This window comes from Streptomyces sp. NPDC096046, from assembly GCF_040303285.1.
Lineage (GTDB): Bacteria > Actinomycetota > Actinomycetes > Streptomycetales > Streptomycetaceae > Streptomyces.
This window is the reverse complement of record NZ_JBEOSZ010000056.1, coordinates 20,416-42,664: the sequence shown is the minus strand read 5'-3', so window position 1 is coordinate 42,664 and position 22,249 is coordinate 20,416. Positions and strand designations below refer to the sequence as shown.

General features: G+C 72.7%; 19 protein-coding genes. 8 read left to right on the top strand and 11 right to left on the bottom strand.

The window, feature by feature from the left end:
• Nucleotides 1-26: 26 nt before the first annotated feature.
• Nucleotides 27-911, bottom strand: coding sequence for an endonuclease/exonuclease/phosphatase family protein (locus ABTX62_RS32995; protein WP_352119609.1), 885 nt, complete (start codon nucleotides 909-911; stop codon nucleotides 27-29).
• 98 nt (nucleotides 912-1,009) lie between these two features.
• Between ABTX62_RS32995 and ABTX62_RS32990 the strand changes: the two genes are divergently transcribed.
• On the top strand, nucleotides 1,010-1,402 hold the full coding sequence (locus ABTX62_RS32990; protein WP_352119608.1) for a nitroreductase/quinone reductase family protein: 393 nt from the start codon (nucleotides 1,010-1,012) through the stop codon (nucleotides 1,400-1,402).
• 6 nt (nucleotides 1,403-1,408) lie between these two features.
• Here ABTX62_RS32990 and ABTX62_RS32985 read toward each other — a convergent pair whose 3' ends face one another.
• The 6 genes from ABTX62_RS32985 to ABTX62_RS32960 all read right to left on the bottom strand — a co-directional run bounded on the left by ABTX62_RS32985 (nucleotide 1,409) and on the right by ABTX62_RS32960 (nucleotide 8,857).
• Nucleotides 1,409-2,860: an aldehyde dehydrogenase family protein gene (locus ABTX62_RS32985; protein ID WP_352119607.1), complete on the bottom strand. Its 1,452-nt coding sequence runs from the start codon at nucleotides 2,858-2,860 to the stop codon at nucleotides 1,409-1,411.
• Nucleotides 2,857-4,587, bottom strand: coding sequence for an N-acyl-D-amino-acid deacylase family protein (locus ABTX62_RS32980; RefSeq protein WP_352119606.1), 1,731 nt, complete (start codon nucleotides 4,585-4,587; stop codon nucleotides 2,857-2,859). The genes ABTX62_RS32985 and ABTX62_RS32980 overlap by 4 nt, the downstream gene beginning before the upstream one ends.
• A 113-nt stretch (nucleotides 4,588-4,700) precedes the next feature.
• Nucleotides 4,701-5,819, bottom strand: a complete 1,119-nt coding sequence (locus ABTX62_RS32975; protein WP_283971982.1) for an LLM class flavin-dependent oxidoreductase — start codon at nucleotides 5,817-5,819, stop codon at nucleotides 4,701-4,703.
• 96 nt (nucleotides 5,820-5,915) lie between these two features.
• Nucleotides 5,916-6,686 (bottom strand): SDR family NAD(P)-dependent oxidoreductase, encoded by a 771-nt coding sequence (locus ABTX62_RS32970; RefSeq protein WP_352119605.1) that lies wholly within the window; start codon nucleotides 6,684-6,686, stop codon nucleotides 5,916-5,918.
• A 9-nt stretch (nucleotides 6,687-6,695) separates the two neighbouring features.
• A complete protein-coding gene (locus ABTX62_RS32965) occupies nucleotides 6,696-7,598 on the bottom strand; it encodes a TIGR03619 family F420-dependent LLM class oxidoreductase (RefSeq protein ID WP_352119612.1) in 903 nt (300 codons plus the stop codon).
• A 14-nt stretch (nucleotides 7,599-7,612) separates the two neighbouring features.
• A complete protein-coding gene (locus ABTX62_RS32960) occupies nucleotides 7,613-8,857 on the bottom strand; it encodes an amidohydrolase family protein (protein WP_352119604.1) in 1,245 nt (414 codons plus the stop codon).
• Between the two features lie 226 nt (nucleotides 8,858-9,083).
• On the opposite strand from ABTX62_RS32960, the gene afsR reads away from it, so the two are divergent.
• The 3 genes from afsR (at nucleotide 9,084) to ABTX62_RS32945 (ending at nucleotide 13,713) form a co-directional block, all read left to right on the top strand.
• A complete protein-coding gene (afsR, locus tag ABTX62_RS32955) occupies nucleotides 9,084-12,131 on the top strand; it encodes an SARP-family global regulator AfsR (RefSeq protein WP_352119603.1) in 3,048 nt (1,015 codons plus the stop codon).
• 217 nt (nucleotides 12,132-12,348) lie between these two features.
• Nucleotides 12,349-12,525 (top strand): hypothetical protein, encoded by a 177-nt coding sequence (locus tag ABTX62_RS32950; RefSeq protein ID WP_352119602.1) that lies wholly within the window; start codon nucleotides 12,349-12,351, stop codon nucleotides 12,523-12,525.
• A 261-nt stretch (nucleotides 12,526-12,786) separates the two neighbouring features.
• The gene (locus tag ABTX62_RS32945) at nucleotides 12,787-13,713 is read left to right on the top strand and encodes an SMP-30/gluconolactonase/LRE family protein (RefSeq protein ID WP_352119601.1); all 927 of its coding nucleotides are present in this window, start codon (nucleotides 12,787-12,789) and stop codon (nucleotides 13,711-13,713) included.
• Here the strand turns inward: ABTX62_RS32945 and ABTX62_RS32940 are convergent.
• Nucleotides 13,703-15,310, bottom strand: a complete 1,608-nt coding sequence (locus ABTX62_RS32940; RefSeq protein ID WP_352119600.1) for a FadD3 family acyl-CoA ligase — start codon at nucleotides 15,308-15,310, stop codon at nucleotides 13,703-13,705. The two genes, ABTX62_RS32945 and ABTX62_RS32940, sit on opposite strands and share 11 nt — an antisense overlap.
• A gap of 97 nt (nucleotides 15,311-15,407) precedes the next feature.
• Here ABTX62_RS32940 and ABTX62_RS32935 point away from each other — a divergent pair, with 97 nt between their 5' ends.
• Genes ABTX62_RS32935 through ABTX62_RS32925 form a run of 3 tightly spaced genes read left to right on the top strand, consistent with a single transcriptional unit; the run spans nucleotide 15,408 to nucleotide 17,764 of the window.
• Nucleotides 15,408-16,568 carry a lipid-transfer protein gene (locus ABTX62_RS32935; protein ID WP_352119599.1) on the top strand — a complete coding sequence of 387 codons (1,161 nt, stop codon included), beginning with the start codon at nucleotides 15,408-15,410 and terminating at the stop codon, nucleotides 16,566-16,568.
• 9 nt (nucleotides 16,569-16,577) lie between these two features.
• A complete protein-coding gene (locus ABTX62_RS32930) occupies nucleotides 16,578-16,991 on the top strand; it encodes a Zn-ribbon domain-containing OB-fold protein (RefSeq protein WP_352119598.1) in 414 nt (137 codons plus the stop codon).
• Nucleotides 16,988-17,764 carry an enoyl-CoA hydratase/isomerase family protein gene (locus tag ABTX62_RS32925; RefSeq protein WP_352119597.1) on the top strand — a complete coding sequence of 259 codons (777 nt, stop codon included), beginning with the start codon at nucleotides 16,988-16,990 and terminating at the stop codon, nucleotides 17,762-17,764. Before ABTX62_RS32930 ends, ABTX62_RS32925 begins: the two co-directional genes overlap by 4 nt.
• 97 nt (nucleotides 17,765-17,861) lie before the next feature.
• Here the strand turns inward: ABTX62_RS32925 and ABTX62_RS32920 are convergent, their stop codons facing one another.
• From ABTX62_RS32920 to kbpA, 3 genes are all read right to left on the bottom strand, one after another.
• Complete coding sequence (locus ABTX62_RS32920; RefSeq protein ID WP_352119596.1) at nucleotides 17,862-17,996, bottom strand: hypothetical protein; 135 nt, start codon at nucleotides 17,994-17,996, stop codon at nucleotides 17,862-17,864.
• A gap of 79 nt (nucleotides 17,997-18,075) precedes the next feature.
• Nucleotides 18,076-20,451, bottom strand: a complete 2,376-nt coding sequence (gene afsK / locus ABTX62_RS32915; protein ID WP_352119595.1) for a protein serine/threonine kinase AfsK — start codon at nucleotides 20,449-20,451, stop codon at nucleotides 18,076-18,078.
• A 192-nt stretch (nucleotides 20,452-20,643) separates the two neighbouring features.
• The gene (kbpA, locus tag ABTX62_RS32910) at nucleotides 20,644-21,366 is read right to left on the bottom strand and encodes an AfsK-binding protein KbpA (protein WP_352119594.1); all 723 of its coding nucleotides are present in this window, start codon (nucleotides 21,364-21,366) and stop codon (nucleotides 20,644-20,646) included.
• Nucleotides 21,367-21,488: 122 nt separating this feature from the next.
• Between kbpA and ABTX62_RS32905 the strand changes: the two genes are divergently transcribed.
• A complete protein-coding gene (locus tag ABTX62_RS32905) occupies nucleotides 21,489-22,136 on the top strand; it encodes a TetR family transcriptional regulator (protein ID WP_352119593.1) in 648 nt (215 codons plus the stop codon).
• Nucleotides 22,137-22,249: the final 113 nt, after the last annotated feature.

Genomic DNA, 22,249 nt, shown 5'->3' with positions numbered 1-22,249 from the left:
GTCATGTGGCGGAGCCACCTGTCCGTTCACGGCGTGCGGCGAGCGTGCGTGCCGGGCGTCGTGACGCCGCGGAGATCCATCAGAAGCCCCCTAGGGGTGTCCGCCAGGTCGGCCACGACCGCCGCGTGGTCGGAGGGCCACACCCCGTCGACCGGGCCGTCGCAGGCCCGCCGTACGTCCCGGACACGGCCGAGCCCGCCGGGGCCGGGCGGGCCCACATGGATGTAGTCGATGCGTGCGCCGGGTTTCCGGCCGGCCAGCACGTGCGGGTTGGCCGCGTCCCAGGTGGCGGAGGGTGCGGCCGGGTCGGCGTACTCCCAGGCGTCGACGAGGACCTGCCCGGGCACGGTCGGGGCCGTCTTGTAGCCGCCGAGGAGACGGATCTCGTCGGAGTCGGGCCAGGCGTTGAGGTCGCCGGTGACGACGGGCGGGAACGGGGTGTCGCCGCCGTGCCGGGCGACGAACTCGGCGAGTGCGGCGACCTGACGGCAGCGGACCGCCGAGGCGTGCAGGGCGGAGCTGAAGTGGGCCGTGAAGAACGGCACGTCGTGGCGGGGCGCGGCCAGGCGGGCGTAGAGGGCCAGGCGGCCGTCGTCCGTGTCGGCCGGGGCGGGCAGCGGCAGCACGTCCTGGTCGACGACCGGCCATCTGCTGAGCACGGCGTTGCCGATGCCGACGGCGGGGTCCCCGATCCGCCGCTGCCAGCGCTCGGGGGCGGGCGAGGCGCCCCAGGCCCAGTGCAGGCCGAGCTCACCGGCCAGCCACTCGGCGAGGTTCTCGCCGTCGGCCGCCCAGACCTCCTGCAGTCCCACGACGTCGGGCCGCAGCTCCCGCAGGGCCGTGAGAATCGCCTTCTGCCGCGTCTGCCACGGCCCGAAGCGCCACCACAGATTCCAGGTAACGATCCGCATCCGCAGCCACCCGCTCTCCTCGATGCCGCGTCTGGGATCATTGAAGCAGGAACCCTCACGCGTTCTGTGAGCGCCTCGTGTGAAGGAGACCGCCGACGATGTCCCCACGCGCCGACCTGAGGTTCCGGGCGACCACGGCCGTCCAGCGCCGCCTCAACCCGTTCCTGCGCCGCCTGCCCCTCCAGACGGTCCTGGAGACGACGGGTCGCGTCTCGGGGCTGCCCCGTCGGACGCCGGTGGGCGGGCGCCGCGTCGGCGACTCCTTCTGGCTGGTGTCGGAGTTCGGCGAACGGTCGCAGTACGTGCGCAACATCAAGGCCGATCCGCGGGTGCGGGTGCGCATCCGCGGACGGTGGCACGAGGGCACGGCGCATCCGCTGCCGCAGGACGACCCGGTGGCGCGGCTGCGGGCGCTGCCCCGCGTCAACAGCATCGGGGTGCGGGTCCTCGGGACGAACCTGCTGACCGTACGGGTGGACCTGGACGGGTGAGGGGCGTCAGCCCGGCCAGACGATCGCCTGCACCTCGCTGTAGGCGTGCAGGGCGTACGAGCCGACGTCCCGGCCGACCCCGCTCTTCTTGAAGCCGCCGAAGGGGGCCTCCATGTTCCGCCCGACGGTGTTCACCCCCACCCCGCCGGCCCTGAGCCGCCGCGCCACCCGGAAGGCACGGGCCACGTCGCCCGACCAGACGTAGTCGATGAGCCCGTAGTCGGTGTCGTTGGCGAGCGCGAGGCCCTCCTCCTCGTCGTCGAAGGGGATGACGACCACCACCGGGCCGAAGATCTCCTCACGGGCCACGCGCATGTCGTTGGTGCAGTCCGCCAGGAGGGTCGGCGCGACGTAGAAGCCGGTGGGCAGGTCAGGGCGTTCGCCGCCCGCCACCACCACCGCGCCTTCCTTGCGGCCCAGTTCGACGTACGACTCCACCCGGTCCCGGTGGGCCGCCGAGATCACCGGCACGACCACGGTGTCCGGCTCGCGCGGGTCTCCGACCTTCAACCGGCGTGCGCAGGCCGCCAGTTGCTCGACCAGCCGGTCGTGGATCCCGCGCTGCGCCAGCACCCGGGTCGGAGCCGTGCAGATCTGCCCGCTGTAGAAGGAGAAGGTGGTGCCGATCCCGGCGACGGCCGAGCCGAGGTCGGCGTCGTCGAAGACGAGGGCCGCTCCCTTCCCGCCCAGCTCCATCAACTGCCGTTTCATACCGCGCCCGCACACCTCGGCGATGCGCTGCCCGACCGTCGTGGAGCCGGTGAAGCTGACCATGTCGACGTCCGGTGACGCCACGGCCGCCTCACCGACACCGGTCGACCGGCCGGACACGACGTTCACCACGCCGGGCGGGACACCCGCCTCCTCCAGTGCCTGCGCCATCCGGTAGACCGACAGCGGATCCTGCGGGGCCGGTTTCACCACGACCGTATTGCCCATGGCCAGGGCGGGCGCGACCTTGCCGACCGCGTTGGCCCAGGGGTTGTTGTACGAGGTGACGCAGGTGACGACCCCGACGGGCTGCCGGATCGCCAGAGCACCCAGCACGCCGGCCTTCCCCATCGGCCCGGCCTCGTGGATCTGCGGCGGGATCGCCCACTCGGCGGGTTCCACGCGCGCGTAGCGCCGGAAGCGGGCGGCGGCGACGCCGACCTGCATGGCGCGGGCGGTGCCGGTGGTCGCGCCGGTCTCGGCCCGGGCCAGGTCGGCGTACTCCTCCAGATGGCCGGCGATGATCCCCGCCGCCCTCCCCAGCACCGCCGCCCGCCCCTCCGGAGGCGTGGCCGACCACGGCCCGAAGGCCTCGCGGGCCGCGGCACAGGCCGCGTGCACCTGTTCACGCGAGGCCTCCGGCGCCCAACCGACGGTCTCCTCGCTCGCCGGGTCGATCACCGCGTAGTGCCCGTCGTCCGGCTCGACCCAGGAGCCGCCGACGAACAGCGACTGCCGTGCCGTCACCGGGTGCTCACCGTCTCCGTGTCCCGCCCCGAGCGCAGCACCCGGCCCGGTACGGCCCCGGTCACCACGTCGTCCCGGATCGCCTGGACCCCGTTGACCCAGACGGCCCGCACACCCAGCGCCCGGGAGTCCAGCCGCGGGCTGTCGCCCGGCAGGTCGTGCACCAGGGTGGCCGGGCCCGCGTCGATCCGCTCCGGGTCGAGCAGAACCAGGTCCGCGTGCCAGCCCTCCCGGATCCGCCCCCGTTCGCGCAGGCCGAAGAGCCGGGCCGGGTCGTCGGTCAGCATCTTCACGGCCTGCTCCAGACCGACCAGCTTCCGCCCCCGCAGGCAGTCCCCGAGGAACCGGGTCGTGTACGGCGCCCCGCACATCCGGTCCAGGTGCGCGCCCGCGTCGGACCCGCCGAGCAGCACGTCCTCGTGCTGCCAGGTCTGAGCCCGCAGCGCCCAGGACGCCGGGTCGTTGTCGGGCGGCATCGGCCACAGCACCGTGCGCAGTTCGTCGTTGGCGCAGATCTCCACCAGGCACGCGAAGGGCTCCTGGCCGCGCTCTTCGGCGATGTCCCTGACCACCCGCCCGGTCAGCCCGGCGTTCGCCTCGCTGTAGGTGTCGCCGATGACGTACCGCCCGAAGTTCGCCAGCCTCCTGAAGACGCCCGCCTCCTTGGAATGCGCGCACCGCAGCATCTCCGCCCGTACGTCCGGGTCGCGCAGCTTCTCGATCCGCTCGGCCACCGGCAGCCCGAGAATCGGCCCCCACCCGGGGATGAGGTTGAGCGCGCAGAAAGTCCCCAGCGACATGTTCATCGGCGTGAGGATCGGCATGGTGAGGGCCACGACCCTGCCACCGGCCTTCCTGGCCTGTTCGCTCGCGGACAACTGCCGGGGCACCCGCTCGGGAACGGCCGCGTCGATCGTCAGCACGTTCCAGTTCAGCGGCCGCCCGGCCACCGCGCTCATCTCCACGAACAGGTCGATCTCCGCGTCGCTGAACTGATCCAGACAGCCCGCGACGATCGCCTCGATCTGCGTGCCCTCGCACTCCCCGACGGCCCGCGACAGCGCCAGCAGTTCGGCCGGCCGGGCGTGCCGCGAGGCGACGGGCTGTCCGTCGCCGTCGGAGTGACTGGTCGACTGGGTGGTGGACAGCCCCCACGCCCCGGCGTCCATGGCCTCCCGCAGCAGCCGCACCATCGCGGCGAGCTCTGCCTGGGTCGGCTGCCCGCCGACGGCCCGCGGCCCCATCACATACCGCCGCAGTGCGCAGTGCCCCACCATGAACCCGGCGTTGACGGCGATCCGCCCTTCCAGGGCGTCCAGGTACTCCCCGAAGGAGTGCCAGCTCCAGGGCGCCCCCTCCTCCAGCGCCACCAGCGCCATGCCCTCGACCCTGGACATCATCCGCCGCGTGTAGTCGGCGTCCTCGGGCCGGTCGGGATGCAGCGGCGCCAGCGTGAACCCGCAGTTCCCGCCGGCGACGGTGGTGACCCCGTGGTTGAGGGACGGCGTGGCGTACGGGTCCCAGAAGAGCTGGGCGTCGTAGTGGGTGTGGGGATCGACGAAACCGGGGGTGAGGACGAGGCCGGAGGCGTCCTCGGTGGTGCGCGCTTCCTCGGTGACCCGGCCGATGACGGCGATGCGGCCGTCCTTGACGCCTATGTCGGCGGTGTAGCCGGGCGCACCGGTCCCGTCGACGACGGTCGCCCCGGTGATGACGTGATCGAGCATGACGACTCAACTCCCTCGAGTACGACGCCTTAGGGGTGCGGGACTGCGTCGATTTGCGGCTCCGCCGCGTGGGCGCGACCGGCCACGACGCGCCCGCACCCGCCACCGCACGCTCAGCCGACCCCCCGGAACCGCGACGTCCGATGCACGGGATCCGTGTCGATCCTGGGAATCACGTGCTCCCCGACCAGCCGGATCGTCTGCAGCGTCTCCTCCTTCGGCACCCCCACCGGCAGCCCGAAGCTCAGCTGATCGGCCCCGGCCTGCTCCCACCGCTTGCACTGCCGCAGCACCTCGTCCGGGTCCCCGCAGATCAGCAGCTCCTCCTCGATCAGGACCTCCACGAACTCCTCGGTGTACTCCGGCAGCGTCTCCGGCCACACGGGGAACCCCTCGGGCCGGGGGAACGTGTCGTGGTAGCGGAAGACCAGCGAGGGCAGATAGTGCAGCCCCCCGCTCGCGGCGATCCGCACCGCCTCGGCGTGGGTCGGCGCGCAGATCGCCGTGGTCGTCACCATCACGTTGTCGTTCACGAAGGCCCCGACGGGCTCCGCGTCGACGATCGCCGTCTTGTACTGCTCCAGCACCCATTCCATGTCGGAGACCTTCTGCACGCTGAAGCCGAGCACCCCGAGGCCCTTCCTCGCCGCCATGGCGTACGACGGGGGCGACCCGGCCGCGTACCACATCGCCGGGTGCGAGGCGCCGTACGGCTTCGGCAGGACCTTCCGCGGCGGCAGCGACCAGTGCTTGCCCTGGAAGCCCTGGTACTCGTCCTGGAGCCACATCCTGGGGAACTCGGCGATGGTCTCCTCCCAGAGTTCCTTGGTGTGGTTCATGTCGGTCACGCCCGGCATGAACCCGAGGATCTCGTGGGACCCGGCGCCCCGGCCGCTGCCGAACTCGAAGCGGTTGCCGCTGAGGTGGTCGAGCATCGCGACCTTCTCGGCGACCTTCACCGGGTGGTTGACCGGGGCGAGCGGGTTGAAGATCCCCGAGCCCAGATGGATCCGCTCGGTCGCGTGCGCCAGGTACCCGAGGAAGACGTCGTTGGCGGAGAGGTGCGAGTACTCGTCCAGGAAGTGGTGCTCCGAGGCCCAGGCGTACTTGAAGCCCGACTTGTCCGCCTGGATGACGTACTCGGTCTCCTCCATCAGCGCCTTGTGCTCGGCGAGCGGGTCGGTCTCGGCCCGTTTGCCGACGTACCCCTGAACGAAGATGCCGAATTCCAAGGAGGTTCACCGCCCCACGGTCAGTTCTGACGATGCGTCAGATCGATGGTCCGACTGTTCCACCGGCCCCCATGAGCGTCAATAGCTGACGGAGCGTCATATAATGCTGAGACCGGCCAGCCAGCCGCCGTCGATCACGAACGGCTGCCCCGTGATGTACGACGAGTCCTCCGAGGTGAGGAACAGCGCGAGCCTGGCCACCTCCTCCGGCCGCCCGGCCCTGCCCAGCGGCACGAGCTTGCGGTACAGCCGGTCGAGCCCCCTCGCCGTCTCCTCCGGGTCGGCGTCCGGGTCGAGCCGTGCCGGGTTGGACATCGCCGTGTCGACGGCCCCCGGGCAGACGGCGTTGACGCGTATCCCCCGCCCGGCGAGCTCCAGCGCGGCGACCCGGGTCAGACCGACCACGGCGTGCTTGGACGCCGCGTAGGCGCCCACCGCGGCCATCCCCGTCAGGCCGGTGCAGGAGGCGGTGTTGACGATCGTGCCCCCGTCGGACATCTCCGGTGCGACCGTCCTGACGCCGAGGAAGCAGCCCACCTGGTTGACCCGGACGACCTGCATGAACTCGTCGAGGGGGGTGTCGACCAGGGAGTTGAAGCGCAGGACGCCGGCGTTGTTGACGAGCCCGTCGACGTGGCCGTATGCCTCCTTGGCGGTGGCGACGGCGGACCGCCAGTCGTCCTCCCGCCCCACGTCCAGGCGGACGTACCGCCCGCCGATCTCCTCGGCGAGGGCCTCGCCCTGGTCGTCGAGGACGTCCGCCAGGACCACCCGGGCCCCCTCGGCCGCGAACAGCCGCGCCTCCTGCTCGCCCTGGCCGCGAGCGGCCCCGGTGATGATGACGACCCGTCCGTCCAGCCTTCCCATGGCGTCTCCTCACAGCTCGGGGGCGACCTCGGCGCCGAACGCCGCGATCTGGTCGACGAGTTCGGCGCGGCTCCGGCTGCGCAACCGCACCTGGACCTGGTGCACGCCCATCGCGCGGTACGCCCGCAGCGACTCGGCGAGCTCGCCCGGCCCGCCGGTGAGGGTCCGGCGCCCCACGTCCCACCGGGGCGTGCCGACGTACAGCGGCTCGGCGATGGCACCCACGGTGAACCGGCCCCGCACACCGGCCTGTTCGCGCCACTTGCTGACGCGTGCGATCTGCGCGGGCAGCCGGTCCCTCGGATCCCCCTGCGGCAGCCACCCGTCGCCCTTGAGGGCGGCCCGCCGGAGGGCGGCGGGCGAGGAGCCTCCGACCCACAGGGGAACACGGTCCTGCACCGGCCGGGGCCGCTGCCCGAGCCCCTCGAAGTCGTACAGCTTGCCGTGGTGCTCGGGGAACTCCTCCGGCCCGAGGGCGGCGCGCAGGGCGTCCACGCACTCGTCGAGCACGGCCCCGCGCCGGCGGAAGTCGACGCCGAGGGCCTCGAACTCCTCCTGCACGTGCCCGGCGCCGACCCCGAGGATCAGGCGACCGTGCGAAAGGTGGTCGAGGGTGGCGTACTGCTTGGCGGTGAGCAGCGGGTGCCGCAGCCCCACGATCGCGACATGGCTGAGCAGCCGGATCCGTTCGGTGGCGGCGGCGAGGAAGGCGAGCGTGGCGACGGGGTCGTACCAGACGGTGCTCATGGCGGCGGCGAGCCGGCGGGGGATGCCGACGTGATCGCAACCGGCCAGGTAGTCGAATCCGGCCCGATCGGCGGCGCGGGCGATCTCCAGCAGGTCGGCGGGGCCGGCCGCCGCCTCCCACCCCTCGGCGTAGAGGGTGCTCTGCGACTGGACGGGAAGCTGCATCCCGTACCGCAGGCTCACCGCGCGCCTCCGCCGCCCGGCCACAGGCCCTCGGCCGTCAGCCCGAGCAGTTCGATGGCGTTGCCCCGCACGATCCGCTCGACGGCCTCCGGCTCCAGGTGCCCCATCTGCGCCTCGCCGACCTCGCGGGACTTGGGCCAGGTCGAGTCGGAGTGGGGGTAGTCGGTCTCGTAGAGGACGTTGCCGACCCCGATGGAGTCGAGGTTGCGCAGCCCGAAGGCGTCGTCGAAGAAGCAGCCGTAGACGTGCTCGGCGAACAGTTCGGACGGCGGCCTGTGCACCTTGTCGGCGACGCCGCCCCAGCCGCGGTTCTCCTCCCACACCACGTCGGCCCGTTCCAGGATGTAGGGGATCCAGCCGATCTGGCCCTCCGCGTACATGACCCTGAGGTTCGGGAACCGCTCGAACTTGCCGCTCATCAGCCAGTCGACCATGGAGAAGCAGCAGTTGGCGTACGTGATGGTGGAGCCGACGGCGGGCGGGGCGTCCGCGGAGGTGGACGGCATACGGCTGCTGGAGCCGATGTGCATGGCGACGACCGTGCCGGTCTCGTCGCACGCGGCGAGGAACGGGTCCCAGCCGTCGCTGTGGATGGAGGGCAGCCCGAGGAACGGCGGTATCTCGGAGAAGGCGACCGCGCGGACCCCACGGGCGGCGTTGCGCCGGACCTCGGCCGCCGCCAGTTCGGCGTCCCACAGGGGGACGATGGGCAGGGGTATGAGCCGTCCGTGCGCCTCCGGGCCGCACCACTCCTCCACCATCCAGTCGTTGTAGGCGCGTACGCAGAGCAGGCCCAGCTCGTGGTCCTTCGCCTCGGTGAAGGTCTGGCCGCAGAAGCGCGGGAACGTCGGGAAGCAGAGGGCGGACTGGACGTGGTTGACGTCCATGTCGGCGAGCCGCTCGGTGACGTCGTGGGAACCGGGCCGCATCTGCTCGTAGGTGATGACCTCGAGCCGGATCTCGTCCCTGTCGTAGCCGACCGCGGTGTCGAGCCGGGTCAGGGGCCGGCGCAGATCCTCGTAGACCCACCAGTCGCCGACCGGGCCGTCGTCCCCGGGCTGCCCCATGACCGGCTTGAAGCGGCCTCCGAGGAAGGTCATCTCCTTCACAGGAGCACGGACGATCCGCGGTCCGGCGCTCCGGTACTTCTCCGGAAGCCGGTCCTGCCAGACGCTCGCGGGCTCCACGGTGTGGTCGTCCACGGAGATGATCAGCGGAAAGGTGCTGTCGTGGGTGTCCATGGCGCTCACGGTAGCGCTGATCTGACGGGGCGTCAGCTATGTGTGCGCGGGCCGGTTCCGGCCGCGCTGGCGTGATCCGTCCGCTCCGGCCCGGCGCATGCGGAGAGAGTGTGCAGACCTGGTGGTCTCCGGTGCGCCGCCCTGTGATCGGCGTCTCCCACGGCTGACGTATCCGCCGTCAACAAGGCAAACTGGCGTGGTTGCTCAGGATGTCTAGGGGGACTGCATGGACGGTGTACCGGACGGTGTGCCGCGCGTACCGGAGCAGCGGCGTCCCGACCACGCGTCGACATCGCCGGAGCCGGCGACGCCGGACAGGCCCACGGAGCCGGGGGACTCCATGACACTGCGCTTCAGCGTGCTCGGCCCCGTGCGCGCCCGGCGCGGTGACGAGCCGGTCACCACCGGCTCCCCCCAGCAACGCGCCCTGCTGGCCGCCCTGCTGCTGCGCGAGGGCCGGACCGCCACGGCGGCGGAGCTGATCGACGCCCTGTGGGGCGAGGAACCGCCCTCGCAGGCACTGGCGGCGGTACGGACGTACGCCTCACGCCTGCGCAAGGTGCTGGCCCCCGGCGGCGAGGGAGGCTCCGGCGGCACCGACGGCGACGCCGTCCTGGTCAGCGAGTCCGGCGGCTACGCGATCCGGGGCCTCGCCGAGAGCGCACTGGACCTCACCGTCGCCCAGGACCTGGCGACGGAGGCGGAGAAGGCCCGCTCCGCCGGCGATCTCTGCCACGCCCGCGCCACCCTGCGCCGCGCCCTCGCCCTGTGGGACGGCGAGACCCTGGCCGGTGTGCCCGGCCCCTACGCTCAGGCCCAGCGCGTCCGGCTGGAGGAGTGGCGGCTCCAGCTCCTGGAATCCCGCCTGGACATGGACCTGGAGCAGGGCTGCCACGCCGAGGCGGTCTCCGAGCTCACGGCCCTCACCGCGGCCCATCCCCTGCGTGAGCGGCTGCGCGAGCTCCTGATGCTGGCGCTCTACCGCAGCGGCCGTCAGGCCGAGGCCCTGGCCGTGTACGCCGACACCCGGCGGCTGCTCGCCGACGAACTCGGCGTGGACCCGCGCCCCGGCCTGAGCGAACTGCAACAGCGGATCCTCCAGGCGGACCCCGCACTGGCGGAGCCCTCCTCCCCCGCACCCGAACCGGCCTCGATCCCGGTCCGACCGGCCCAACTGCCCGCGTCGGTACCGGACTTCACCGGCCGGTCCGGGTTCGTCCGCGAGCTCGGCGACATCCTCGCCTCCGCCGAGGGCCGGGTCATGGCGGTCTCGGCCCTGGCCGGCATCGGCGGCGTCGGCAAGACGACCCTCGCCGTGCACGTGGCGCACCGGGCCCGCGCGGCCTTCCCGGACGGGCAGCTGTACGTCGACCTCCAGGGCGCGGGCGCCCGTGCGGCGGAACCGGAGACGGTCCTGGGCTCGTTCCTGCGCGCCCTCGGCACGGCCGACTCGGCGATCCCCGACTCCCTGGAGGAACGCGCGGCCCTGTACCGCTCCGTCCTGGCCGGGCGCCGGGTGCTGGTCCTGCTCGACAACGCCCGGGACGCCGCCCAGGTGCGGCCCCTGCTGCCCGGCACGGACGGCTGCGCCGCGCTGGTCACCTCCCGGATGCGGATGGTGGACCTGGCCGGGGCCCATCTGATCGACCTCGACGTGATGGCCCCGGACGAGGCGCTCGCGCTGTTCACGAAGATCGTGGGCGAGGAGCGGGTGGCGTCCGAGCGCACGGCCGCCCTGGACGTGGTGGCGGCCTGCGGTTTCCTGCCGCTGGCGATCCGCATCGCGGCGTCCCGCCTGGCGGCCCGCCGCACCTGGACGGTCTCCGTCCTCGCGGCGAAACTCGCCGACGAACGCCGCCGCCTGGACGAACTCCAGGCCGGCGACCTGGCCGTCAAGGCGACCTTCGAACTCGGCTACGGCCAGCTGGAACCCGCCCAGGCCCGCGCGTTCCGCCTGCTGGGCCTGGCGGACGGCCCCGACATCTCCCTGGCCGCCGCGGCGGCGGTCCTGGACCTGCCGGCCGAGGAGACCGAGGACCTGCTGGAGTCCCTCGTGGACACCTCCCTGCTCGAATCGGCGGCCCCCGGCCGCTACCGCTTCCACGACCTGGTGCGGCTCTACGCGCGTGCCTGTGCGGAAAGGGACGAACTGCCCCCGAGCGAACGGAGCTCGGCGCTGTCCCGGCTGCTGGACTTCTACCTGGCGTCGGCGGCGCGCGTGTACGCGATCGAGCGGCCGGGTGACCGGCTGGTGGATCATCTGGAACCCACGTCGTATCCGGGGCTGCGGTTCGGCAGCCGGCACGCGGCACAGGACTGGCTGTACGCGGAGGCCATCTGTCTCCTCGCGTGCGTGCGGCAGTCCGCGGGGCGGCCGGAGACCCTCCCCCGGGCGATCGACATGCTGTGGGCGGCGCACGACCTCTCCGAGTCGGGGGCCAACTCCAAGGAGTACGAGGCGACGGCCGGGGCGCTCGTCGACGCGGCCCGGTCGCACGGACTCGGGCGGGCGGAGGCACGCGCGCTGATGACGCTGGTCAACGTGCACCACGTGAGCGGCCGTTTCGAACAGGCCGAGGAGGAGGCGGAGCGGGCCATCCTGCTCGCGCGGGAGTCCGACGACCTGCTCCCCGTCTGCTGGGCGCGCAACGCGCGCGGCATCATCGCGCTCTACCAGAACCGGCACACGGACGGCGAGGAGCATCTCTCCCGGGCCATCGACCACTTCCGGGCCCTGGGCGACCGCCCCGGCGAGGCCGCCGCGCTCTGCAACCTCTCCCGGATCCACCTCGCGACCGGGCGGACCCAGAGCGCGGTCGCGCTGGCCCAGGAGGGCATCGACATCTACGACGGCATGGGCAACTCCATGCGCGGCGCGAACGCCCGCTACGCCCTCGGGCTCGCCCTCACGCAGAGCGGGGAGCTGGGCAAGGCCGCCGACCGGCTCCAGGAGGCGGTGGAGGTGTTCCGCGACAGCAGGCAGCGCCTGTGGGAGGGCATGAGCCTGTTCCGGCTGGCCGAGGTGGATCTCGCCGCCCGGCGCGCGGCACGGGCCGCCGCCAACGCCGAGATGGCCCTCACGGTGCTGCGCGGGATCGGCGGACAGTGGCGGCGGGGCAACGTCCTCACGGTCCTCGGGCGCGCGCTCAGCGGCATCGGCCAGACCGGCCGGGCCCAGGTCTGCTGGCAGGAAGCGGCCGCGATCTACGAGGAGCTGGGCTCGCCCGAGGCCGCCGAGGTGCGTGCGCTGCTGTCCCCGGTGCAGGCGGCCTGAGGGGCGCGTCGGGGCGTTCATCATTCGTTTATCGCCGCACGCCATGATGAACGCAGTCGATCCGTCGCGTCGGGGGGCAGACGGGTCACCGCACGGGCCTCGCCCCGATCGTTCGGGGCGAGCGGCCCGGGTGGGCCTGCCCGGCCATCCTCGGGGGAGTGGCCGGGCGGGCCCGCCGAGCCCACCGTTTGATCCATGCCAAGGGGAGTTGACGATCATGGGCGACGAGCTCAAGCCGCAGGACCTGCACGCCACCGCCGAGCCGCTGGAGACCAAGGATCCGCGCGCCACGGAGGAGGGCGCCGTCAGGAAGCAGGACCTCCACGCGACCGAGGAGCCGCTCGAGGTCAAGGACCTGCACGCGACGTCGGAGCCCTTCAAGCCGACGAAGTAGGCCACCACGCACGGGGTTCGGCCGCGGCGGCGCGGAGGGGGAGCCGTCGCGGCCGAGGTGTGTCCGCGGGCAGGCGGCGTCGCGTCAGAGTGAAACGAACCGCACGCCCCGGCCCGCACGGTTTCCCCATGTCGTCCTCGTCGGAGGTGAAGAGCACCACGCGATACCGTCACCGCGTGCCGTGGGCCCGGCGGAGTGCACCGCTGGGCGCGACGCGCGATAGTGGCCCGTGGATCAGCGTCCCGACCCGAAGGCGGTCCCATGCCCGGCGAGCAGCCCCAGCTGTACGAGACCCTCGACGAGCGGTTCCGGACGGGGAGGTGCCAGGCGGGGGACTCGCGGCTGGAGACGCTGTACGAGGGGTGCCGGTGGGCCGAAGGGCCGGTGTACGTGCCCGCCGGTCGGTATCTCGTGTGGAGCGACATCCCCAACGACCGGCTGCTGCGGTGGGACGAGACCACCGGGGCCGTCGGGGTCTTCCGCTCCCCCGCCGGGTACCCGAACGGCGGCACTCTGGACGTCCAGGGGCGCCTCGTCACCTGTGAGCAGGGCAATCGGCGGGTGACCAGGACCGAGCACGACGGCTCGGTCACCGTGCTCGCCGAGCGGTTCCGGGGCAGGCGGCTCAACAGCCCCAACGACGCCGTCGTGAGGTCGGACGGGTCGGTGTGGTTCTCCGACCCGGAGTTCGGGATCGCCACCGACTACGAGGGGCATCGCGCCGAGAGCGAGATCGGCGCCCGCAACGTCTACCGCGTCGACCCGGCGAGCGGCGAGGTGCGGCTGGTCGCCGACGGGTTCCAGGGGCCGAACGGGCTCGTCTTCTCGCCGGACGAGCGGCGGCTGTACGTGTCCGACAGCCTCGCCAACCACATCCGCGTCTTCGACGTCCACGAGGACGGAACCTCGCTCTCCGGCGGCGAGGTCTTCACCGCGTGCGCGCAGGGCACCTTCGACAACATCCGCTTCGACGACGAGGGGCGGCTCTGGGCGGCCGCCATGGACGGGGGCGTGCACTGCTACGACCCCGACGGCACGCTGCTGGGCCGCATCCTGGTGCCCGGCACCGTCGCCAACGTGCGGTTCGGCGGCGCCCGGCGCAACCGGCTGTTCATCGCCGCCGACACCACCCTGTATTCGCTGATGATGTCGGTCACCGGCACTTCGGCCCTGCCGCTCAGCCGGTGATCCGATTCCGCAGGGCGCCCTTCACGACCTTCCCGCTCGCGTTGCGCGGCAGCTCGGCGACGAACTCCACCGTTCTCGGCACCTTGTAGTTCGCCATCTCCCTGCGGGACCAGGCGATCAGGTCGTCGGCGGTCAGCAGGGCGCCGGGGTGCCGTACGACGTAGGCCCGGCCGACCTCCCCGAGCCGGGCGTCCGGTACGCCGATCACCGCCACGTCGGCCACGTCCGGGTGGAGGCCCAGGAGCTGCTCTATCTCGGCGGGGTAGGCGTTGAAGCCGCCGACGATGAACATGTCCTTCAGGCGGTCCGTGATGCGCAGGTTCCCCGCCGCGTCCAGGACTCCGACGTCGCCGGTGCGCAGCCAGCCGTCGGGTGACAGCACCTCGGCGGTGGCCCGCTCGTCCTCGTGGTAGCCGCTCATGACGTTGAAGCCGCGCACCAGGACCTCGCCGGGCAGGCCGGGTTCCAGGGGCCGGCCCTCGGGGTCCACGACCCGGACCCGCGTGCCGGGGACGGCGCGGCCCGACGTGGAGGCGATGACCGTGGGGTCGTCGCCGCGCCGGCACATGGTGACGATGCCGCTCGCCTCGGAGAGGCCGTAGGCGGTGAGGACCGTGCCGATGCCGAGTTCGCCGCGCAGGCGCTCCACCAGGCGCAGTGGCACGACCGCCGCTCCCGTCACGACCAGGCGGAGGGGCGAGAGGTCGTGGGCGTCGCGTGCGGGGTGGTCGAGCAGGGACTGGAGGAGGGTCGGGGGCCCGGGGAGCACGGAGACACGCTCGGCGGCGATGTTGGCCAGGACCGTGTTCACGCTGAACACCGGCTGGGGGATCATCGTCGCGCCCCGCATGAGGCAGGCGATCACCCCGGCCTTGTAACCGAAGGTGTGGAAGAACGGGTTGACGATCAGATAGCGGTCGCCCCGGGTGAGGCCCGCGAGGTCGCCCCAGATGTCGTAGGCGCGCAGCGTCTGGTCGTGGGTGATGACCGCGCCCTTGGGGCGGCCCGTCGTGCCCGAGGTGAAGACGATGTCCGAGGGCCAGGTCCCCCGTACGGCCGCGGACCGGTCGCGTACCTCCGCCGTTCCCACCCCCTCCCCGCCGGCCAGGAAGTCCTTCCAGGTCAGGAAGCCGGCCGGGGCGTCCTCGGAGAGGACGACCGCGTGCTTCAGGGCGGGCAGGCCGGGCAGCGGGCCGGTGCCCGGGCCGTCCCCGGCCGCCCTGCGCAGGGACGCCACGTAGGAGGTGCCGAGGAACGTGCCGGTGACGAACAGCAGCCGGGCGCCGCTGCGGCGCAGCACGTCCGCCGCTTCGGCGCCCTTGAAGCGGGTGTTCAGCGGCACGAGCACCGCGCCCGCCGAAACGGCTCCCAGGGCGCCGACGATCCAGTCGAGCGAGTTCGGCGCCCAGATGCCGACCCGGTCGCCCGGCTCGATCCCGTTCGCCAGGCAGGCCGCCGCCGCGCGCTCCACGCGCGTGCCCAGTTCCGCGTAGGTGACGCGGGTGCGGCCCTCGACCACCGCCTCGTCGCCCGCGTACCGTTCGGCCGCCGCCCTGACCAGGTCCGGAATGCTTCCCCACGCCGTATCCGCCCGCACCGCACGCCTCCCCGCGCCCTAGGAGCTGACTGCCCGTCAGATTATCGGTAATCTGACGCTCTGTCAGTGACCGTTCGGGCCCGGAGGTGCGCGCAGCATGGCAGCAGGATCGGGAGGCCTCAAGGACGCCACCGCTCTCGTCGGCATAGGCCAGACGCCCTTCGCCAAACGGCTCCCGGAGGACGAACGCACCCTCGCCTGCCGCGCCGTCCTGGCCGCTCTGGACGACGCCGGGATCGCGCCCGGCGAGGTCGACGCCCTGGCCTCCTACACCATGGAGGAGACGGACGAGGTGGAGCTGGCCAAGGCCTGCGGCTTCGGCGACCTCACCTTCTTCAGCAAGGTCGGCTTCGGGGGCGGGGGTTCGTGCGCCACCGTCGCCCATCTCGCCGCCGCCATCACCGCCGGGCAGGCGAGCGTCGGAGTGGCCTGGCGGTCCCGCAAGCGGGGCAGCGGCCCCCGGCCCTGGACCAACACGACCGTCCAGCTCCCGACCCCGGCCCAGTGGACCCGGCCGTTCGGGCTGCTGCGTCCCGCCGACGAGATCGCGATGCTCACCCGCCGCTACCTGCACGCATACGGCGCCACCCGGGAGCACCTGTTCAACGTCGCCCTCGCCTGCCGCAACCGGGCCAACCAGAACCCCGCCGCGATCATGTACGACCGGCCGCTCACCCGCGAGATGTACATGACCTCCCGCTGGATCAGCGAACCGCTCTGCCTCTTCGACAACTGCCTGGAGACCGACGGGGCGCTGGCGTGTGTCGTGGTCTCCGCCGAGCGGGCCCGCGACTGCCGGCGCCGGCCCGTCTACGTCCACTCCGCCGCCCAGTCGCTGCCCGCCCAGCACCACGGCATGGTCAACTACTGGAACGACGACCCCCTCACCGGCCCCGCCTGGAGCGCCGCCCGGCATCTGTGGAAACACTCCGACCTGGCCCCGGAGGACATCGACGTCGCCCAGATCTACGACGCCTTCACACCGCTGGTCCTGCTCTCCCTGGAGGGGTACGGCTTCTGCGGGCGCGGTGAGGGCGGGGCGTTCACCGAGGGCGGGGCGCTGGAGATCGGCGGGCTGCTGCCGGTGAACACCGGCGGGGGCGGGCTGTCCGAGGCCTACGTCCACGGCTTCAACCTCATCAACGAAGGGGTGAAGCAGCTACGGGGGACCAGCACCGCCCAGGTGCCGGGCGCCTCCGCCTGTCTGGTCACGGCGGGCGAAGGGGTCCCGACCTCCGCCCTGCTGCTGAGGAGTTGAGGAGCGACCATGCTGCGTCCCGTCCCCGACCCCGACGGCGCCCCCTTCTGGGAGTACGCCGCCCAGGGCGAACTGCGCGTCCAGGCCTGCGCCGCCTGCGGAGAACTCCGTTTCCCGCCCCGGCCCTGCTGCCCGCACTGCCAGTCCTTCGACGCCGAGTGGCGGCCGGTGTCCGGCCGCGGCCGGGTCTGGTCGTACGTCGTGGCCCATCCGCCGCTGCTGCCCGACTACGCGGCGCGGGCGCCGTACAACGTGGTCGTCGTCGAACTGGACGAGGCGCCCCGGATCCGGCTGGTGGGCAACCTGGTCACCGGGCCCGGGCAGCCGCTCGGCGCCTTCCCGCCCGAGCGCCTTCGCATCGGCGCCCGGGTGCGGGCCGTCTTCCACGACGGCCTTCCCCAGTGGGTTCCGGAGCGGTCATGAGCAGCGTCCTCGTGCGGACCGACACGGACAGCGGGGTCGCCGTCGTGACGCTCAACCGGCCCGAGCGGCTCAACGCCGTCGACCTCGCCATGGCCGACGAACTCGCCTCCACCTGGGGCGAGCTGCGGTTCGACGACTCCGTACGGGCGATCGTCCTCACCGGGGCCGGCGAGCGTGCCTTCTGCACCGGCATCGACCGGGACGCCGTCGTGCCGCAGCCGAACTCGCCCTACGCCCAGGACGATCCGCTGCTCGGCATCGGGCCGAAGGCGAACGACCTGTGGAAACCGGTCGTGGCCGCCGTGCACGGCATGGCCTGCGGAGGGGCCTTCTACCTGCTCGGCGAGGCCGAGTTCGTCGTCGCGGACACCACCGCCTCCTTCTTCGACCCGCACACCACCTACGGCATGGTCAGCGCCTACGAGTCCGTCCTGATGGCGCAGCGCATGCCCTACGGGGAGGTGGCGCGGATGGCGTTGATGGGCACGGCCGAGCGGATCTCGGCCCGGCGGGCGTACGAGACCGGACTGGTGTCGGAACTCGTGCCGGACGGCGAGGCCGTGGGGGCGGCGGCCGGGTGCGCCGCCGTCCTCGCCGGGTATCCCACCGAGGCCGTGCAGGGGACGGTGCGGGCGCTGTGGGCCGCGAGTGAGGCGGGGCGCTCGCAGGGGATCGCGCAGGCACCCCACCTCATCGCACTCGGGAACGCGGCGGGGGCACGGCAGGCCCGGCTGTTCGCGGGGCGGTCACGGCAGTACCGGTTGCGGCAGTAGAAGTCGATCCCTCACCCATGCCTATGCTCGAGGGGTGGTTGAGTGATCGACTTCCTGACGGAACTGCGGGACTGATACCTCGCGAAGGCGGGTCCCGTCAGCCGTCCACGAGGGCCTGACGGTAGGCGTCGCCGTGGTCGACCGGGGCCGCCAGGCCCGGGCCGCTGCCGCCCACCCGGACCTCGGCCTGCCGTGTACGAGCCGCCGCCGCTGCTCGCGTGGTCCTCGGCATGGCGTCCCGGGCGGAGGCGGCGGGCGACGGGGGCTGCCCGGAGTCCCTGCCGTACCGGGACGACGGCCGCTCGGGCCGGTCAGGCGGTACGTGCCGTGCCCGTGCCCTTCTCCGCGTCCAGTGCGTACACACAGCGGTCCTTGCTGCACGCGTACACCACCCCGTCCCGGACGACCGGGGAGCCGGTGATCTCGCCGCCGGTGGCGAGCTTCCAGCGCAGCCGGCCGTCGTCGGCCTTCAGGGTGTAGAGCAGGTGGTCGGTGGAGCCGAAGTGGATACGGCCCTCGGCGACCGAGGGGGTGCCCACGATGTCGCCGCCCGCCTGGAAGCGCCACTTGGGTGTGCCGGTGACCGCGTCGAGGGTGTAGAGGCCCTTGCCGCTGCCCACGTGGACATGGCCGGCGGCCACCAGGACGGGGTCGGCACAGGAGCGGGCCTCGGTGGCGATGCGCCAGCGGTCGCGGCCGTCGGTGGCGTCGAGGGCGTAGACCGTGCCGAGGTAGTCGGCGAGGTAGACGCCGCCGCCGGTGACGGCCGGGCCGGGGACGAAGGTGGGCGGGCACAGGAACACGGCCGGGGCCTCGAAGTGCCACTTCACATGCCCGGCGGCCACGTCGAGGGCGAGGACGCGGGTGCCGGCGCAGACGTAGACGTAGCCGTCGGTGGCCTGCGTGAGCCGGACCGGGACGCCGCCGCAGGAGGCCGCGTCGCCGATCGGGTACGACCAGCGCTCGTCGCCCGTGCGGGCGTCCAGGGCGCGCAGCCGGGCGTCCTGCCACACGTAGACCGTGCCGTCGTGCAGGACGGGCCCGGCCTCGGGGGACTCGAAGTCGGACTGGCAGCCGGTGATCTCCCAGAGCTTCTGGCCGCCGGAGGCCTCCCAGCCCTGTACGCCGCCGCCGCGGGTGCCGGTGACGACGGTGCCGCGGCCGGCCTTGAGGGAGTAGACCCAGGCGTCCGTCTGCAGGCGCCACAGGTCGCCGCCCTCACGGGCGTCCAGCGCGAACAGGGTGGGCCCGTCGGAGGCGTGGATACGGCCGTCCGCGACCGCCATGGACCAGGCGACGTCCCGGGTCTTGAAACGGCGGCGACCGGTGGCGACGTCCAGGGCGTGCACCTCGAAGGAGGTGACGTACACGAGGTCACCGTCGACGGAGGGGGTGCCCCAGACGTCGTTGGACATACGGAAGCGCCACGGCCGCCAGCCACCGGCCTGCTCCGGCGGCGCGGCCGGGGCCGGGGGCGCGGCGACGGCGGGGCCCACGGCGGGGTCTGCGCCGTTGACGCCCGGGCGGGGCTTGGCCCAGGAGGCGGCGAGGGCGGCCTCCGGAGGGGGCGCCTGGACGGCGGCGGCACGCACGTCGGCGACCCGCGGGCCGGGGCCGATGGGCACCTTGGCGCCGGCCAGCCGGACGGGGCCGGTGTCGGGGCCGCCGGCCGGCGCGGGGACGACCGCCGGGACGACGGGGTCGTGCGAGGGCGGGGGCGGGATGGGCACGGGCGCGGGGGCGGGGCGTCCGCCGCCGCGTCCGGGGCCCTGGGCGGGCTTGCCGGCCGGGCGGCCGTTGCGGCGGGACTCGATCAGGCCCACGGCCCGCTCGGGCAGCCACGCGGAGGCCGTGCCGCTGTCGTCGGAGCCGGAGCCGAAGAGGTGCGGGGCGAGCTGGGCCTGGAGGTCGGCCGGGTTGGGGCGGGCCGTCGGGTCCATCTGCATACAGGACTCGATGAGCGGCCGCAGTTCGTCCGGGAGCCCTTCGAGGTCCGGGCCCTCGCGCAGCAGCATGAAGACCGTCTCGACCGGGTTGGCGCCGTGGAAGGGCGGGTGCCCGGTGGCGGCGAAGACCAGCATCGAGCCCAGCGAGAAGACGTCGCTGGCGCCGGTGACGCTGCGGGAGTCCTTGGCCTGCTCGGGGGACATGTAGGCGGGGGTGCCGACGGCGACGTTCGTCATCGTCAGACGGGTGTTCGAAACGCCGGACGCGATACCGAAGTCGATCACCCGGGGCCCGTCCTCGACGACGAGGACGTTCGACGGCTTGAGGTCCCGGTGCACCAGGCCCGCTCCGTGGATGGACTGGAGCGCCTCGGCCACACCCGCCGCCAGCCAGCGCACCGCCTGGGCCGGCATCGGGCCGCAGTCGTTCACTATCTCCTCGAGGGAGGGCGCGGGGACGTACGCGGTGGCCAGCCACGGCACGGCGGCGCGCGGGTCGGCGTCCACGACCGCGGCCGTGTAGAAGCCGGAGACGGCGCGCGCCGCCTCCACCTCACGGGTGAAGCGAACCCGGAACAGCTGGTCCTCGGCCAGCTCCGTCCGGACGGTCTTGATCGCCACACGCCGGCCGGACGCCGAACGCGCGAGATAGACCAGCCCCATGCCGCCGGCACCCAGCCGTCCCAGCACCTCGAACGGCCCGATCCGCCGCGGATCGTGCTGCGTCAGCTGATCCACCACTCTGCCTGCCACCTCCCCGTACGAGCCGCGCCAAGCCACATGTTCCACGCGACCCCGTGCAGCGTCTCACCACCGCACCGCCATGGCGGCACGCACCCTGATTCTTCCTGGCCGGAGCCGTGGTGGCGAACCCGGTGACAATTGGGATGTCCAGCGGCAAAGGTGATCAAACGATGACCAAACAATGCCTGCTCAGCGGCGCAGCAGCGCGAAGGACGCCCCCTGATCGTCGGTGACGACGGCCACCTCGCCGTACGAGGTCTCGAAGGGCGGGGCCTGCACCCGGCCGCCGAGCCGCCGCACGTCCTCCAGCGCGGCCGTGACGTCATCGACCGCGAAGTGCACCAGGAAGTGGGGCGGCATCTCGGCGGGGAACACGTCGGAGACGGGGGCGCGGCCGAAGTCCGGCGCGGCCCCCGGCCCGAACAGGGCCTCCCGGAAGAGATCGCCGTAGAAGGCGTTGGCGGCCTCGGTGTCCCGGGCGTACAGCTCGGCCCAGGCGAAGGTGCCCGGCTCGTGCCGCTTGCCGAAGCCGGGGTGCTCCTCCGGCTGCCACAGGGCGAAGACGGCGCCCTCGGGGTCGGTGACGAGCGCGGTGACGCCCAGATCACCGGCCGGCACCGGCGCCGAGACGACCTGCCCGCCCGCGTCCCGGATACGCCGGGCCAGGGCCGGTGCGTCCGGGGTGGCGAAGTACACCGTCCAGACGCTGGGCAGCCGGCCGTCCACCTTGCGGACCAGGGCCGCCACGGGCTCGCCGTCCTTCAGTGCCTGCGCGAAGGAGCCGAACCAGTCCTCGAAGGACCACCCGAAAAGTTCACCGTAGAACCGCTTGCCCGCCTCGACGTCGGGAAGTTGCGCGTCCACCCAGCAGGGGACGCCCTCTCCGTACACCGATGCCCTGTTTTCGGCCATGCCGACAACGTAACCGGGTCTGCCGCAACCCGCAGACCAGGCACACCAGCCTCGGCGCTCCCTCGCACCCCATTTGCAGTCGGCCGAATCGCGCCCCGATCACGCCTCGGTAAGCTGACGGCATGACAGGACAAGTGCGTACCGTCGACGGCCGTGTGGCCGGCCGGCGTGGGCAGGCGACTCGGCAGAAGCTGCTCGACTGCCTCAGCGAGATGCTCAGCTCCTCCCCGTACCGCGACGTCAAAGTCATCGATGTCGCCCGGAAAGCGGGCACTTCGCCCGCGACCTTCTACCAGTACTTCCCGGACGTCGAGGGCGCCGTCCTGGAGATCGCCGAGCAAATGGCGACCGAGGGCGCCGCGTTGACGGAGCTCCTGGAGGGCCGCTCCTGGGCCGGCAAGGCCGGCTGGCAGACGGCTCAGGAACTCGTCGACGGTTTCCTGGAGTTCTGGCGCAGGAACGACGCGATCCTCCGGGTCGTCGATCTCGGTGCCGCCGAGGGCGACAAGCGGTTCTACAAACTCCGCATGAAGATCCTCAACTCGGTGAACAACTCCCTCGCGGACGCCGTCGCCGAGCTCCAGTCCAAGGGCAGGGTGGACAAGGACGTGAACCCGGCGGCCGTCGCCGGCTCGCTCGTCGCGATGCTCGCGGCCGTCGCCTCCCACCAGAAGGGCTTCTCCTCCTGGGGCGTGAAACAGGCCGAACTGAAGCCCAACCTCGCCCTGTTGGTATACCTGGGCGTCACCGGCCGGAAGCCGACGAAGTAGCGGCGGCGCGGCGGCCTCCCACCTTTCCAAGTCCTGTCTGGCAGGCGGTGGTCCACCGGGTGGACCACCGCCTGTCGCGCTGTTACAGCCTGTTTCCGCCACTTCTGCCCATT

Coding starts and splice junctions, on each gene's coding strand:
- ABTX62_RS32990 (WP_352119608.1), top strand. CDS start 1,010: ATGTCCCCACGCGCCGACCTGAGGTTCCGGGCGACCACGGCCGTCCAG.
- ABTX62_RS32980 (WP_352119606.1), bottom strand. CDS start 4,587: ATGCTCGATCACGTCATCACCGGGGCGACCGTCGTCGACGGGACCGGT.
- ABTX62_RS32950 (WP_352119602.1), top strand. CDS start 12,349: ATGGGCGACGAGCTCAAGCCGCAGGACCTGCACGCCACCGCCGAGCCG.
- ABTX62_RS32920 (WP_352119596.1), bottom strand. CDS start 17,996: ATGCCGAGGACCACGCGAGCAGCGGCGGCGGCTCGTACACGGCAGGCC.
- afsR (WP_352119603.1), top strand. CDS start 9,084: ATGGACGGTGTACCGGACGGTGTGCCGCGCGTACCGGAGCAGCGGCGT.
- ABTX62_RS32995 (WP_352119609.1), bottom strand. CDS start 911: ATGCGGATCGTTACCTGGAATCTGTGGTGGCGCTTCGGGCCGTGGCAG.
- ABTX62_RS32960 (WP_352119604.1), bottom strand. CDS start 8,857: ATGGACACCCACGACAGCACCTTTCCGCTGATCATCTCCGTGGACGAC.
- ABTX62_RS32935 (WP_352119599.1), top strand. CDS start 15,408: ATGGCAGCAGGATCGGGAGGCCTCAAGGACGCCACCGCTCTCGTCGGC.
- kbpA (WP_352119594.1), bottom strand. CDS start 21,366: ATGGCCGAAAACAGGGCATCGGTGTACGGAGAGGGCGTCCCCTGCTGG.
- ABTX62_RS32930 (WP_352119598.1), top strand. CDS start 16,578: ATGCTGCGTCCCGTCCCCGACCCCGACGGCGCCCCCTTCTGGGAGTAC.
- ABTX62_RS32970 (WP_352119605.1), bottom strand. CDS start 6,686: ATGGGAAGGCTGGACGGACGGGTCGTCATCATCACCGGGGCCGCTCGC.
- ABTX62_RS32965 (WP_352119612.1), bottom strand. CDS start 7,598: ATGCAGCTTCCCGTCCAGTCGCAGAGCACCCTCTACGCCGAGGGGTGG.
- ABTX62_RS32905 (WP_352119593.1), top strand. CDS start 21,489: ATGACAGGACAAGTGCGTACCGTCGACGGCCGTGTGGCCGGCCGGCGT.
- ABTX62_RS32945 (WP_352119601.1), top strand. CDS start 12,787: ATGCCCGGCGAGCAGCCCCAGCTGTACGAGACCCTCGACGAGCGGTTC.
- ABTX62_RS32925 (WP_352119597.1), top strand. CDS start 16,988: ATGAGCAGCGTCCTCGTGCGGACCGACACGGACAGCGGGGTCGCCGTC.